This window comes from Pelagihabitans pacificus (genome assembly GCF_009371985.2).
GTDB classification, from domain to species: Bacteria; Bacteroidota; Bacteroidia; order Flavobacteriales; family Flavobacteriaceae; genus Pelagihabitans; species Pelagihabitans pacificus.
The window spans coordinates 379,440-394,557 of record NZ_VIKU02000003.1; the positions used below are offsets into that span (position 1 = coordinate 379,440).

Consider the following 15,118-nt stretch of genomic DNA (forward strand, 5'->3'; position numbering starts at 1 on the left):
TCGCCCGTTACCGATCAAACACCCTCAGCCGCCAGCGAACCCCTGCCCTACCACTTCCCTTGTTGGCAAAACCGGCAACGGGAAAAAACAATGGATGCCAACGTCTCTTAAGGGGATGGCCATCCTTTGGTACGAAACCATTTGGGTCTACAAAATCCTCTTTTACAAGATATAATCCGTACTCACAAAATTCGAGAGCTTGGTCTCCAAGAGTTTTTCGATGGTCTCATTATTCAATTCATTGTCCTTAAAAGCGACAAAGGTTCGAATAGAAAACGAACGCAGGGCATCATGCACGCTCAGGGTCGCCTGGGCGGAGTCTTTTCTTCCCGTAAACGGATACACATCCGGGCCCCGTTGACATGAACTGTTCAGATTTACCCTACAAACCAAGTTCACCAAGGTATCTATCAGGGGGGAAAGGGTATACACATCCTTTCCAAACAGACTCACCTGCTGCCCATAATTGCTTTCTGCCATATCATCCAAGGGTTCCTCGATATCCTCAAAAGAAAGTACGGGGATTACCGGACCGAACTGCTCTTCCTGATACACCCGCATGTCTTTGGTGACAGGATACAGGACTGCCGGCCAGATATAATTATCAAAATGCTGTCCCCCTTTCTTGTTGATGATCTTCGCACCCTTTGCCAAAGCATCATCGATCAATTCCTGGATATAGGCAGGTTTCCCGGATTCGGGCAGCGGGGTCAGTTTTACCCCATCGTCCCAAGGATTTCCGAATTTGAGTCCGTCGATGGCTTCCGCAAAGTTTTTAAGAAAGGTATCCTTCACCTCATTATGAACGTACACCACTTTTAGGGCCGTACAACGCTGTCCGTTAAAGGAGGTAGTCCCTGCCACTACCTCGTCGATGGTCAATTGCATTTCGGCGTCGGGCAGGATAATGGCCGGATTTTTTGCTTCCAAGCCCAGTACCAATCGCAATCGATTACTTTTAGGATGTTGGCTCTGCAGGGCATTCGCCGACTTACTATTCCCGATCAATGCGAGCGCATCTACCTTTCCGGTCTGCATAATGGGAGCGGCTACCGCCCTACCCCTACCAAAAAGGATATTGATAACCCCTTTGGGAAAACTGTTCTGAAAGGCTTCCAGTAGTGGTGTAATCAACAAGACCCCGTGTTTGGCCGGTTTGAAAATCGCCGTATTCCCCATGATAATGGCGGGAATCAACAGGGCAAAGGTTTCGTTCAGGGGGTAGTTGTACGGCCCGAGGCACAACACGACGCCCAAGGGACCCCTCTTAATATGGGCATACACCCCATCGTGTTTCTGGAACTTGGCCGAATTACGGTCTAGCTGCTTATAGTCCTCGATCGTATCATAAATGTATTCGACGGTTCGGTCAAATTCCTTTTGGGAGTCGGGCAGCGATTTGCCGATTTCCCACATCAACAGTTTTACGATTTCATCGCGCTTGGTCTCCATTTGCCTCACAAATTTCTCCATGCTTTCGATCCGGTCTTTCACGTGCATGGTAGGCCATACCCCTTTGCCTTTATCATAGGCTTTCAATGCGGCTTCCAAAGCGTCCTTCGCCTCGGGCTCCCCCATGTCGGGAATACTTCCCAAAAGGGTAGGTTGGTATTCTTCCCTGGAGGAAATGGTCGAATATACTTCCGTGGTCGCCCCTTCCCATTCCCTTAATACTCCATCGACCAGATATTTCTTTTGGTGAATAAGTGTTTGTATTTGGAACTCCGGCGGAATAGCTGCTTTTATAGTGCTCATAGGTGTCATTTTAAGTTCTAACAGGAATTACTAAAAAATCCCCAAGTATTCGGGGATTTAGTCGTTATACAATGGGTTTCATTGCAGTCATCGATGCCCTCAGCCGTGCGCCTACGATTTCAACGGGATGCTCTCGTAAGGATTTGTTCACGGCGATGAGTTTTGCATTGTCCACTTGATTGCTTTTATCTCCCCCGTAGTGTGTACCGATGACATCCGTATCGATTTTTTTCATAAAATCTGCCAACAAAGGCTTGCATGCATGGTCGAATAGGTAGCAACCATATTCGGCCGTGTCCGAGATGACCCGATTCATTTCGAACAACTTCTTTCTCGCGATGGTATTTGCGATCAAGGGTGTTTCGTGCAAGGACTCGTAATAGGCCGACTCGGCAATGATGCCCGACTCGGTCATCGATTCAAAGGCGAGCTCCACTCCTGCCCGTACCATGGCCACCATAAGCACCCCATTGTCGTAGAATGCCTGTTCCGGGATTTGATCGCTCCCCGCGGGGGTCTTTTCAAATGCGGTCTCCCCGGTCGCGGCACGCCAGGTCAACAGATTTTTATCGTCGTTGGCCCAATCTTCCATCATGGTTTTGGAGAAATGTCCGGTCATGATATCATCCATATGTTTATGAAATAACGGACGCATGATGTTTTTCATTTCTTCGGACAGCTCAAAGGCTTTTATTTTGGCAGGATTCGACAAACGGTCCATCATGTTGGTAATACCGCCATATTTCATCCCTTCGGTAATGGTTTCCCATCCGTATTGGATCAATTTGGAAGCATATCCCGGCTCGATGCCTTTCTCGATCATTTTATCAAAACAGAGTATCGACCCTGTTTGAAGCAATCCACATAAGATGGTCTGTTCGCCCATAAGGTCGGACTTCACCTCCGCCACGAATGACGATTCCAACACCCCTGCACGATGGCCGCCCGTGGCGACCGCGTAGGCCTTCGCCTGTTCCAAGCCCTTCCCTTGGGGATCATTGGCCGGATGCACGGCAATCAAGGTGGGAACCCCAAAGCCTCTTTTATATTCCTCGCGCACTTCCGAACCGGGGCATTTGGGGGCACACATGATTACCGTCAAGTCCTCACGGATCTGCATGCCTTCCTCGACGATATTAAAGCCGTGCGAATAGGAAAGGGTCGCCCCCTGTTTCATCATGGGCATCACGGCATTGACAACGCTTGTATGTTGTTTATCGGGGGTCAGGTTAATGACCACATCGGCGGAAGGTACCAACTCCTCATAGGTGCCCACGGTAAAACCATTCTCCGTGGCGTTGATATACGATTGTCGCTTCTCTTTGATAGCCGCTTCCCGAAGGGTATAAGAGATGTCCAGTCCCGAGTCGCGCATGTTCAGCCCTTGGTTCAAGCCTTGCGCCCCACAGCCTACGATGACTATTTTTTTTCCTTTTAATGCGGACACCCCATCGGAGAATTCGCTCGATTCCATAAATCTACATTTTCCCAATTGGGCCAATTGATCGCGTAAGGATAAGGTATTGAAGTAATTTGCCATGCTCAATGCTCTTTTTTATGCTTTTCCGCCCAGGCGGAAATCTATTAATTAATCGGTTATTTTATTCGTGTTCCTGAAATTCGTTCAACAAGGCCGAAATCTGCATTTCGTCCTTGGTGACCGAGATACGGCCCGATCGTACGAATTGCATGATCCCAAAAGGCTTCAATTGTTCGTACATTTCATCGATTTCATGTCTTCTACCCGTTTTGGCGAGTACGAAAAACTCTCTCGCTACGGTCACTATCTGTGAATTGTTCTCTTTAATAATATTCTGAATCTGACGTTCATCGAACAGGAGATGCGAGGCAATCTTGAACAAAGCGGATTCTTGATAGATGGTTTCTTCATCGGTGTGATAGAAAGCCTTGATAACTTCGATCTGCTTCTCGATTTGGCCTACAATATTATGCACCCACTTTTCGGTGGTGTTTACCACGATGGTAAATTTTGAAACCTCATCAATCTCTGATTTGGAGACATTTAAGCTCTCAATATTAATGTGTCGCTTAAGAAATATCCCAGATATCCTGTTCAGTAACCCCACGTTGTTTTCGGAATAGACCGAAATTGTAAACCATTGTTTTTTCATCTTCTTTAAAATCCCTCTTTAAGGTGAGGGATGTTAATTTTAGTACCTCTTGTTATTTTTCCCTTACTGCTATAATTCGAATTCTTTTGTAATCGGCATACCAACTGCCATTTCTGAACAAATCCCTTCCCAAGTTTTGCTGCACCCCTTGTTTTATCTCCTCTACGTGTTCTTCGGTTACCCCGGTAAAAAATGGCTTGGCAAACATGTCCAACCAATCGATTATTCCGTTCTGCTTATCGTCCAATTCGGTCGGACGGTCGTACCATCGTGCAAATGTCACCCTGAAACCCACTGCTTCCAAAACGGATGAATAGTCCCCGATCGAAGGAAAATACCATAGTTTTAAGCGGGCTTGTTTTCTATAGCCCCTTGTTTTCAAGGCATCTCGTAGCGCATCGGTGATGGCCTTAACATTATCCTTACCGCCAAATTCAGCCACTAGCCTACCTCCTTTTTTCAAATTTCCGAACATACATTGAACGGCCTTCCTATAGTCGGTCACCCAATGCAGGGTAGCATTGGAAAAAATGGCATCAAAAGGTGTCTTAAACAAAAAGTCGGCTGCATCGCCCACTCGAAAATCACAGTGTGGAAACGATGACCTTGCTTTTTGGATCATCCCAAGTGATGCATCCATGCCGATTACCTCGCCGGCCCGTTTCCTGATTTCTTCCGTCAAGACCCCTGAACCACAGCCCACATCCAAAATTCGTTCATCCATTTGCGGATCAAGCAGTTCAATGAGACTGGAACCATAGTGGTAGACGAACGAATGTTTATCGTCGTACAGACCGCTGTCCCATGTATTGACTATTTGTGGCATATCAGCGCCCTAGTTTCGTTTATTTATTTCTTACTGCAATAACCAACCCTGTAGACCAATTCAATTTGGTCAGGGTAAAATCGTCCCGGTTTTCCAAATAGTGTATCAAACCATCCACATTTGTCTGGTGCCCATCGGGCCAGTTGGGCTGGGCGTTCATATCATCGATTATATAGAATCCGCCTACTTTCACCAAATCGAGTACTTCTTTGATCTGGCTATACTTCCCTGGCCAGGCGTCGGCAAAAATCAAATCAAAGGAATCGTCATCGTATTGCTCGATCCAATCGTCTCCGTCGGCACAAATAATTTCTACGCGCCCATCACTGCCAAAATACTGTTTCGCGATGCCCGTAAGCTTGGGATCGTTGTCAATGGTTATCAACTTTGAGTCATTGTCCATTCCATCGACCATCCAAGACAAACTTAGACCTATACCGGTTCCCAGTTCCAAAACACGGGCCTTGGGTTTGGAGGCAACCAAGGTCCTCAATAAGGTACCAATATAGAGATCGGAAGGCATCGTAAAACCGATCTCCTTTGATTTTTTCTCTATTTCCGGATGGATCCCGGGTCTGTCCAAAATATTTGAATCGTTCATGATTTTGCCCCTTAAATCCCTCTCGCTAGAAGAGGAACTATCCATTATTTTAATCGGATATCCGAAACCGAAGCGCCCGAAGGAATCATCGGAAACACATTATCCTCCTTTTCTACTTTTACTTCCAAGAAATAGGGTTTATCCGAAGCGATCATCTCTTGTATGGTGGCCTTTAGGTCTTTACGTTCACTTACCCTCTTTGCCTCGATGTGGTATCCCTCCGCGATTTTCACAAAGTCGGGATTCACCATGACCGTAGCGGCATAGCGACTTTCAAAGAACAGTTCCTGCCATTGGCGTACCATGCCCAAATGATCGTTGTTCAACACCACGATCTTCACGGGAATCTGGTGTTGAAAAATAACCCCTAGTTCCTGAATGGTCATCTGGTAGCCCCCATCCCCAATGATTGCCACTACTTCCCTGTCCATGGCCCCCATCTTGGCACCAATGGCCGCAGGAAGTGCAAAACCCATGGTTCCGAGTCCACCCGAGGTAATATTACTTTTTGATTCCTTGAACTTGGCATACCGACAAGCGATCATCTGGTGTTGTCCCACATCGGTTACAATAACCGCATTGTTCTTGGAAGCAAGGTTGATTTCCTCAATGACCTCCCCCATGGTCAGGCCTTTCTTGGTCGGATGGATATCATGCTCTATAACCTCATCGAATTCTATTTGATATTTCTCCTTAAACACATTATGCCAGGATTCGTGTTTGTTCTCATTGATCAAAGGCAATAACAGTTCCAGGGTTTTTTTGGAATCGCCCAATACGGCGATGTGCGCCTTCACATTTTTATTCACCTCTGCGGGATCAATTTCAAAATGAATGACTTTTGCCTGCTTCGCGTAGGTTTCCAGGTTTCCTGTCACCCGGTCATCGAAACGCATCCCGATGGCCACGAGCACATCACATTCATTGGTTAATATATTAGGGCCGTAGTTTCCGTGCATTCCCACCATACCCACATTCAAGGGATGGTCGGTGCTTAAGGCGGAGGCTCCTAAAATGGTCCATGCCGCTGGAATGCCCGCTTTTTCGACCAATGCCTTTAATTGCTCTTCGGCCTTTCCTAAAATGACCCCTTGGCCCCAAACGATATAGGGTTTTTTGGCCTTATTGATCAATTCGGCCGCAGCTTCGATCGCCTTGATGTCCGGTTTTGGGGCTGCATTGTAACTACGCACGCCCTTGCAAGGCTCATAGGAGAATTCGAATTCCTCAAACTGGGCATTTTTAGTGATGTCGATCAAAACCGGTCCAGGTCTTCCCGACTTTGCAATATAAAAGGCCTTCGCCATCACTTCAGGAATCTCCGCGGCCTTGGTAATCTGATGGTTCCATTTGGTGACGGGAGTAGATATACCGATGATGTCGGTCTCCTGAAAGGCATCCGATCCCAGCAAATGTCGGGGCACCTGACCTGTGATGCAGACAATCGGGGTCGAATCGATTTGGGCGTCGGCAAGTCCGGTCACTAAATTTGTTGCCCCGGGTCCCGAGGTGGCCATTGCGACCCCGACTTTTCCCGTAACCCTTGCATACCCTTGGGCCGCGTGTGTCGCCCCTTGCTCATGACGGGTCAGGATATGGGTCAAGCGATCCTGAAACTTGTACAATTCATCGTATACCGGCATGATGGCACCTCCCGGATAGCCATATAGCAAATCAACGCCTTCGGCCAACAAACAATGGATGATCGCTTCGGCCCCGCTGATTTTTATCGTTGCGGCTTTTTCCCGGGTTTTCTTTTTTTCCTTTACTGTTTCCATTTTTAAGCTCAAATTCTAGTACCAAGTGGAAACACAAATAGTTGCCACTTTCAATTTTTATTCGAACACCGATTTCTTAAAAAACAATGGTGTTTTGTATCCCTTGTATATTCTGGGAACATCCCTCGACAAGCTCGGGATTCCGTTTTTTATCCGTTCAGTCCCCTAGTTCATCCGTGACGCAGCCCTGGGAGGCCGAGGACACTGTTTTTGCATATTTGTAAAGGCTGCCCCTCTTTACCTTCAAGGGAGGTTGCACCCAATTGGCCTTCCTTTCGGCCAATTCCTTATCGGTTAAATCGACCGAAATACTATTTTTCTCGGCATCGATGGTAATGATGTCCCCGTTCTTCAACAAACCTATCGTTCCTCCTTCCTGTGCCTCGGGACACACATGACCCACCACGAAACCGTGTGTACCCCCGGAAAACCTTCCATCGGTAATGAGTGCGACATCCTTCCCTAGCCCAGCGCCCATAATAGCGGCGGTAGGTTTTAACATTTCCGGCATTCCAGGGCCTCCTTTGGGGCCCTCGTAACGAATGACTACTACATCGCCTTTTTCCACCTCTCCCCGCCCGATACCGGCATTGGCCAGGAACTCATCGTCATATACTTTTGCAGGACCCGTGAAATGAAGTCCTTCTTTCCCGGTGATTTTTGCCACCGCGCCGTGCGTGGCCAAGTTGCCGTATAAAATACGAAGGTGTCCGGTTTCCTTAATAGGATTCTTCAAACCGTGCACGACTTGCTGTCCTTCCTTCAATCCCGGCAGTGCTGCCAAGTTTTCGGCAACGGTTTTTCCGGTGACGGTCAAACAATCCCCATGCAACAAGCCATTTTCCAACATGAATTTCATTACCGCGGGCGTTCCCCCTACGCGATGCAAATCTTCCATCAGGTATTTTCCGCTGGGTTTCAAATCCGCTAAAAACGGTGTGTTATCGCTTATTTTCTGAAAATCATCGATGGTGAAATCGACCTTCGCCGCCTTGGCAATCGCCAGGAAATGCAGCACCGCATTCGTTGAGCCCCCCAAGAGCGTCAAGAGCCGAATAGCGTTTTCAAACGATTTTCTTGTTATAATGTCGCTGGGCTTAATATCATTTAACAGTAAGTGCTTTAAGGCCCTTCCCGAATTGATGGCATCGCTCTGTTTTTCCTTGCCAATGGCCGGGTTGGAAGAATTATAGGGCATGGCCATCCCCAAGGCTTCGATAGCGGATGCCATGGTATTGGCCGTGTACATACCGCCACAAGCGCCGGCACCGGGACATGCATTTTGGATTACCCCTTTATAGTCATCCTCCGACATAGTACCGGCCACTTTTTCCCCCCATGCCTCGAAGGCGGAAACGATGTCCAGCTTTTTATCCTTAAAACACCCCGAGGCGATGGTCCCTCCATATACCAAGACCGAAGGTCGGTCGAGGCGGATCATAGCCAACAAGGCACCGGGCATATTCTTATCACATCCCACAACGGTTACCAATCCGTCATAGTTCATGGCCTGTACCACGGTCTCCATGGAGTCCGCTATAATGTCCCTGGAAGGCAGCGAATACCGCATACCGTAGGTACCCATCGAAATACCGTCACTTACCCCTATGGTGTTGAAGATAAGACCTACCGCGCCCGCCTCGTTGACCCCTTTCTTCACCTCTTTGGCCAAATCGTTCAGGTGCATGTTGCACGGATTGCCTTCATACCCAGTGCTACCTATCCCGATCAAAGGTTTCGCCAAATCATCCTCAGTGAGGCCAATGGCATATAACATCGCTTGAGCGGCAGGTTGTGTCGGGTCTTGGGTGACGTTCTTACTGTATTTCTTCAATTCCATTCAAGAGGTTCTTGCTTTGTTCCTTTGGTTCTACTATCAAATATATCGGGTTTTGAAAGCTTGTTTATCCCATATACGTAGGATAGTATAAATTCAATTGCACATAAATCAATTTAATGAATTGTTTATCAGTCAGTTAAATACATTTTATTATCATATTCAATGGTTTTCAAATCAAGGAATGCCATTGCATTTTCGTGAATATCGTTCTGTTGGGCCCGTTACACGACAGTGTCGTTGGTTGCCTATTGGATACATTCGCGAAATATTTGGTTAGTTTTACTTTTTGAAGACATTTTTTGGCTAAACGATATCAATGGAAAAAACCGTCACCGAAGCCATCCGATACCGCCGTTCAGTACGGGTGTTCAAGAGCGATATTGAAATAGCGGACGAAAAAGTAAGGCAATGTATTGAAAATGCGGTACTGGCCCCTACCAGTAGTAACCTTCAACTATGGGAGTTTTATCATATTACCGATGCCGATACCCTAAAAAAAATGACAGAAGCCTGTTTGGGTCAAAATGCGGCCAAAACCGCTAAGCAACTTGTGGTTATTGTATCCAGAAAGGATTTATGGCGGAGACGGGCAAAGGCGAATATCGAATTTATAAAGGAAAGTATCGGCCCCAAACAAAAATCGGAATATACGAGAAGGGAAAAGTTTGCCTTGGCCTATTACCAAAAAGTCATTCCATCCATCTATTTTGATTTTTTGGGTATCCTTGGATGGCTTCGTTTCCTCGTTTTTCACTTCATCGGCCTCTTTCGTCCTATCTATAAACAGGTGCGCTTATCGGATATGCGAATCGTAGCCCATAAAAGCGCGGGGTTGGCGGCACAGAACTTTATGTTGGGTATGGCCGCTATCGGATATGATACCTGTCCCATGGAAGGCAGTGATACCGGAAGAATCAAAAAAATTCTACATCTTCCTCGGGGCGCGGAGATTACCATGGTGATCGGTTGCGGCGTACGCGATGAAGACGGTATATACGGGAGTCGCTTTCGGGTGCCTTTTGAGACCGTGTACAGGAAAATCTAAGCCAGTTTAAAAGATACCTGGTCGCCGTATTTTTTTTGCGCCAAGGTCGAAATGGCTTTATCGTCAAGTTGCAATATCCTCGGATACCCCCCCGTCGTTTGCCCATCTTTCATCAAAATTATGAGCTTTCCTGCAGGAGTCAGTTGCACGGTGCCGGAAAGTGTAGCCGAGGTGAGCATGGAGAGTTGGTGTCCCTGGATGGGTTCCTGCAACTGGTAGGCCATACGGTTGTTCTCCTTGGCAATGGTAAAATCGGTAGCGAACAGCTTTTCCAATTGGCGATCTCCCAGTATTTGGTATTCAGGTCCCTTATGAACTTGCAGTAGGGTATCTTCCAGTAGATTTGGAACTTTGTATTCTGTTATTTTGGGTTCGAAAGACTTATCGGTATCATAGGGAACCTCATCCCTATCGGATAAATGATTGATCGGGGTGACGGGAAAATACATTGAACGGCTTCCCATCACTTTTTGTGACTTAAATCCGCCTTTTATGGCTAGATACGCCCGAAATCCTTTTTCAAGTCTTCCATAGGATACGATATCCCCCTCGACCACTTGATATACCTTGTGATTACGAAGGGGTTTGTTGTTCAGGGTCGCCGACATCTCGGCCCCTCCCAAGACGATTGAGGACTCCAACTCGAATACCAGCGTAGGGCCTGTCATTGTAATCTCCAACACCGCGGCATCCTCGGCGTTCTCCAAAATCATATTGAGTTTTCCCACCGTCCACATATCCATTGCTCCGGAGATGGGTACGCCGATGTCCCGATACCCGAACCTTCCAGCGTCTTGGATGGAGGTAAAAAACCCGGATTTAAGGACCTTTAACATCTATTTTTATTTTTTCAATTTGGTAAATGCCCACCTCCCCTTCTATTTTATGCAGTTCGTGTTCCGCCCTGGAAATGCCATAGAACTGAATCTTGTCTCCCACCTTCACCAAGCAAGGAGGATTTTTCTTCGCATCAAAAATGGGGATCGCACAGTTTCCGATGATGTTCCAACCGCCGGGGGATTCCTGGGGATAAATACCTGTCTGCCTGCCAGCCAGACCAACGGCACCTTTGACCACCTTTAATCGGGGGGTGGCCTTTCTGGGGATCTCCAATGCCGATGTTAACCCGCCCAAGTACATGAAGCCCGGTAAAAATCCTATTCCAAAGACCGTATAGGTATTTTTAGTGTGAAGATCAATCAGTTCGGGAATTGACATTCCCAAGCGTTGTGAAACATCCTCTAAATCAATTCCAAAATCGATATCGTAACAGACAGGAAGCCTCCACAGAAATTTATCCTTTGGCGAAGTTGTACCCTTTTCATCATACCATTCTCGAAGTTGTCCACTAAATTTTTCAAAATCAATTGGATCTCCACGCCTAATAAGTGTCAATGAATTGTAGGCGGGTACCAATTCCCACAGATGCATATCCAAATTGGATTTCAGACATTCCATGAACTGAAGAATATCTTCCAATATCGCTTCCTGTACCTTGTTCGGCCACTCTACCAAGATAGCATGTACCCCAAAAGGTCGTATGGACAAGGAATAGGTATTCATCTTTTAATGCTGATATCGTGATTCGGCAACTGTTCTGAAAGATACGCCAATATATGTAAAGCATTTTTAGTATCCCCGTGAATGCAAAAAGTATCGGCCTTGATTGGAACCGTTTTGCCGCCAATGGTATTCACCTTTTCTTTCCGGACCATGGTAAGGAGATGCCCCAGGACCGCTTCCGGCGATTCGATGACCGCATTCTGGAATGTCCTGGAGACTAGGCTAAGGTCCTCATTATAATTTCGATCGGCAAAGGCCTCGTATCGAATACCAAATCCCTTGTTGCTTGCTTCTTTTTCGATCATCGATCCATAGGGCACATAGAGCCATACATCCTCTTTATAATGTTCTATTGCCTTTAGAAAAGTGGAAGCCAATTGTTCATCCTTAACTAGGTCGTTATAGAGTGCCCCATGTGGTTTTATATGGTTTAATGCCATGTCTTCCTCCCTAAGGACGGATTCCAACCCTTGAATCTGATGCCGAACGGTATCGATCAAATCACGTTCCGAAATATTTACGGAGATCCTTCCAAAATTTTCACGGTCGGGATAAGACGGATGCGCACCTATCTTGACTTGATACGTTTTGGCCAATCTCACCACCCCTCGCATCGTCTCCACATCTCCGGCATGACCGCCACAGGCAATATTACAGGAAGATATTAGGGGCATTAATCGCCCCTCATTACCCATGCCTTCCCCCACGTCGCAATTAATATCTATCTCAAACATGCACAAGCCCGATTCAACCACTAATTAAATACCTCTTCCATTCCTTTTTTAAACCCATCGAAATCCTGAAGGTAATTGTGTCCTCCCCCTTCGATACGATAAAACTTTTTGTTGTCCCCCGGGATGACCGCATATAAATCCTCGGCCTGTTCGTAGGGGATGATAGCGTCCTCGGTACCGTGAAAAATATAGACGGGGCATTTTACCTGCTTCACGTACTCATGGGAAGGAAATCGATACTGTGATAGCCAATCGATAGGCAGTATCGGAAAACGGTGTTTACCAAGCTCAATGGCACTATAGAAAGGAGACTCTAAAATGAGTTTACGAGGGGAATTATCGGCTGCGAGTCCGGAGGCTATTCCCGTACCGAACGAACGCCCATACAAAACGATTTCATCCTCCTCATATTTGGTCAGGGTGTGGTTATAGAACAGTTGGGCATCTTTTTTCAAGGCCTGTTCGCTCATTTCACCGGTGCTTTTTCCATAGGTCCTGTAATCTACCATTATCGCATCATAGCCTTTTCGGCTTAGAAGGTTCGCCACGTGGCCCAGATGGGATATGTTGCCGGAATTTCCATGAAAGTACAATACCACGCCCTTGGCACTGTCTTGTTTTATGTGTACGGCGTTCAGTTTTGCGCCATCCTCCGCAGTCAAGTAAAACTCCTCAAAATACTGGCAAAATTCGTATTCGTGGTTCGCGGGCATCTTGGAAGGAATAAAAATCAGCTTTTCCTGAAAATTATAGGCAAGAATTACCAGCAGGGCATATAGAATAAATAGAACCAACGCTATTTTTTTTAGTCTTTTCATTCAGTCTCTACGATGAGTGTTTTACGTGTATGCTCGAGCCTTCCAAATTTACGGCTTTAGGTTTTGAAGAAATAATTTCGGCCAACATTTTATGATACGATTCGAAAGTGTTCAAGTTCTTGTGTCCTCCCCCTATTACCGTATAAAGTCTGGTGAGGCTGGGCTTGATCTTCGATAGTTTAACGCTGGTCTTGTAGGGTATCAATTTGTCGTCGGTGCCATGTATAATATGAACCGGACAATTTACGTACCGCATCCATTTATAAGTAGGCATCGGAAATTTGATCAATAACGACAGTGGCATAAACGGAATATATTTTTTGGCCACTTTGCTTAAACTGTAATAGGGTGCATCTAAAATAAGCATCCTGGGATTGTTCATGGAGGCCAATTTGGTTGCAAAGCCCGAACCAAGCGAACGGCCGTACAAAATGATGTACTGTTCCTTTACGTTTTCCTTGATCCTATTATAGATTACCTGAAGATCCCTTTTGATCGCCTTTTGGGTTCGACGACCCGTGCTCTTTCCAAAACCACGATAATCGACCATTATTACGTCATATCCATGTCGGGTAAAATCAACTGCAAACTTACCCCAGCCTTTGATGCTCTTGGAATTGCCCTTCAAATAGAAAACCACCCCTTTCGGATCTTGGGACTTGAATCTGAGACCGTTAATAGTGGCACCATCCCTTGTCTCCACATTGTACTCCTCTATTTCCTGATTTTCGTAGTGGAATTGAAAGTCTACCGGCAGCTTTTCCGGTTTGAACATGATAAAATCCTGAAGGAGGTACAACAAAACGCTGATAGTCACATATACCACCAAAACGATCAACGTTATGTAAACCCAGTTCGACATTGAAGTTAGTTTGCTACAATATACAAAAAAGCACTAGTCAACACATCGCGCTGCAATCTACAACCATTGCTTTCGCTTGAAGTAAAATAACATCCCTATAAATAAAACAATCATCAGGCCCCAAACAACATAGTACCCGTATTCGGTATTTAATTCGGGCATGTTCTTAAAATTCATCCCGTAAATCCCCGCTATGAAAGTTAATGGTATGAAAATGGATGCCATGATGGTAAGCACTTTCATCACCTCGTTCATTTTATTGCTCATATTGCTCATGTACATTTCCATGAGACTCATGCTCATTTCGCGGTATATCTGAAGACTTTCGTTGATTTCCACACAGTGGTCGAGGGCATCCCTTAAAAAAGGTTGGGTATCCTTTGAGATAAGTTTGCTTTCGCTGTCCAAAAGCCTTCCGACCAACTCCCGCATAGGGAATATCCACTTTCGCACCTTTAGTACTTCCTTTTTCAAGTCTTGGATTCGGTGTGCTACCTCCGGTGTTGGATCTTGATAGACTTCTTCTTCAAGTATTTCTATCTTGGCATTGATACTTTCCAAGATTTCAAAATAGTGGTCAATGATGGAGTCTATAAGCGCAAAGAACAAATAATCGGCCCCACGGGCACGAATTCTCCCCGTTTTTGCTCTTAGTCGATTCCTGACCCCGCTGAATACATCCTCCTCCAACTCTTGAAAAAGAATCACCGTATTTTCGAAAAGTACCAGTGCTACGTGTTCGGAAACTATATTTTTTTGTTCATCCAGATAAAGCATTTTGAACACCCCGAAAAGATAGTCCCCGTAGTCATCGATTTTTGGGCGCTGTTCCGTGTTAACGGCATCCTCAAGCAAAAGCGGGTTCAGACCAAAAACCTTTCCGAGATGCTCTATAAAGGATTCGTCGTTAATGCCTACCACATCAATCCATGAAGTGCACGGACCCGCTCGAAACGAAGCCAAGGCGTCGACATCCGATGTTTCGAACTCCTCTAGCTTTTGCTCATCGTACTCGATTACCTTTAGAACACTGGCGGTCTTTTCGCGTTTGCCCAGATAGGTAATGGTGCCTGGGGCCTTTCCTATCTTTCGCCGAGCGCGCGAGTTCTTTTTTTTGACCGAGGGTTGTTTCTTTTTGTTGGTGGCCATATGTGCGGTTGTTTT

14 protein-coding genes are annotated in these 15,118 nt (G+C 46.2%); 1 reads left to right on the forward strand and 13 read right to left on the reverse strand.

Annotated elements, in window-relative coordinates; genetic code table 11:
* Positions 1–162 precede the first annotated feature (162 nt).
* From FK220_RS12235 to ilvD, 7 genes are all read right to left on the reverse strand, one after another.
* Entirely contained in the window at positions 163–1,755 is a 1,593-nt protein-coding gene (locus FK220_RS12235) for an NADP-dependent glyceraldehyde-3-phosphate dehydrogenase (RefSeq protein WP_152574614.1), read from the reverse strand.
* A gap of 64 nt (positions 1,756–1,819) precedes the next feature.
* Positions 1,820–3,295, reverse strand: coding sequence for a ketol-acid reductoisomerase (gene ilvC / locus FK220_RS12240; protein WP_152574615.1), 1,476 nt, complete (start codon positions 3,293–3,295; stop codon positions 1,820–1,822).
* A 61-nt stretch (positions 3,296–3,356) separates the two neighbouring features.
* On the reverse strand, positions 3,357–3,887 hold the full coding sequence (gene ilvN / locus FK220_RS12245) for an acetolactate synthase small subunit (protein WP_152574616.1): 531 nt from the start codon (positions 3,885–3,887) through the stop codon (positions 3,357–3,359).
* A gap of 52 nt (positions 3,888–3,939) precedes the next feature.
* Positions 3,940–4,713, reverse strand: a complete 774-nt coding sequence (locus tag FK220_RS12250) for a class I SAM-dependent methyltransferase (RefSeq protein ID WP_152574617.1) — start codon at positions 4,711–4,713, stop codon at positions 3,940–3,942.
* 19 nt (positions 4,714–4,732) lie between these two features.
* The gene (locus FK220_RS12255; protein WP_152574618.1) at positions 4,733–5,314 is read right to left on the reverse strand and encodes an O-methyltransferase; all 582 of its coding nucleotides are present in this window, start codon (positions 5,312–5,314) and stop codon (positions 4,733–4,735) included.
* A gap of 44 nt (positions 5,315–5,358) precedes the next feature.
* The gene (gene ilvB / locus FK220_RS12260) at positions 5,359–7,092 is read right to left on the reverse strand and encodes a biosynthetic-type acetolactate synthase large subunit (protein ID WP_152574619.1); all 1,734 of its coding nucleotides are present in this window, start codon (positions 7,090–7,092) and stop codon (positions 5,359–5,361) included.
* A gap of 157 nt (positions 7,093–7,249) precedes the next feature.
* Positions 7,250–8,932: a dihydroxy-acid dehydratase gene (gene ilvD, locus FK220_RS12265; RefSeq protein ID WP_152574620.1), complete on the reverse strand. Its 1,683-nt coding sequence runs from the start codon at positions 8,930–8,932 to the stop codon at positions 7,250–7,252.
* Positions 8,933–9,248: 316 nt separating this feature from the next.
* Between ilvD and FK220_RS12270 the strand changes: the two genes are divergently transcribed.
* Entirely contained in the window at positions 9,249–9,977 is a 729-nt protein-coding gene (locus FK220_RS12270) for a nitroreductase family protein (protein ID WP_152574621.1), read from the forward strand.
* On the opposite strand, the gene FK220_RS12275 is transcribed toward FK220_RS12270, so the two are convergent.
* From FK220_RS12275 to corA, 6 genes are read right to left on the reverse strand one after another with little or no spacing between them, the layout of a single operon-like run.
* Complete coding sequence (locus tag FK220_RS12275) at positions 9,974–10,813, reverse strand: 5-oxoprolinase subunit C family protein (protein WP_152574622.1); 840 nt, start codon at positions 10,811–10,813, stop codon at positions 9,974–9,976. The two genes, FK220_RS12270 and FK220_RS12275, sit on opposite strands and share 4 nt — an antisense overlap.
* Complete coding sequence (gene pxpB / locus FK220_RS12280; protein ID WP_152574623.1) at positions 10,797–11,540, reverse strand: 5-oxoprolinase subunit PxpB; 744 nt, start codon at positions 11,538–11,540, stop codon at positions 10,797–10,799. The genes FK220_RS12275 and pxpB overlap by 17 nt, the downstream gene beginning before the upstream one ends.
* Positions 11,537–12,274, reverse strand: coding sequence for a 5-oxoprolinase subunit PxpA (gene pxpA, locus FK220_RS12285; protein ID WP_152574624.1), 738 nt, complete (start codon positions 12,272–12,274; stop codon positions 11,537–11,539). Before pxpA ends, pxpB begins: the two co-directional genes overlap by 4 nt.
* 20 nt (positions 12,275–12,294) lie before the next feature.
* Complete coding sequence (locus FK220_RS12290) at positions 12,295–13,092, reverse strand: alpha/beta hydrolase (RefSeq protein WP_152574625.1); 798 nt, start codon at positions 13,090–13,092, stop codon at positions 12,295–12,297.
* Between the two features lie 7 nt (positions 13,093–13,099).
* On the reverse strand, positions 13,100–13,954 hold the full coding sequence (locus FK220_RS12295) for an alpha/beta hydrolase (protein WP_152574626.1): 855 nt from the start codon (positions 13,952–13,954) through the stop codon (positions 13,100–13,102).
* Positions 13,955–14,011: 57 nt separating this feature from the next.
* Positions 14,012–15,103 (reverse strand): magnesium/cobalt transporter CorA, encoded by a 1,092-nt coding sequence (corA, locus tag FK220_RS12300; RefSeq protein WP_152574794.1) that lies wholly within the window; start codon positions 15,101–15,103, stop codon positions 14,012–14,014.
* Positions 15,104–15,118 lie beyond the last annotated feature (15 nt).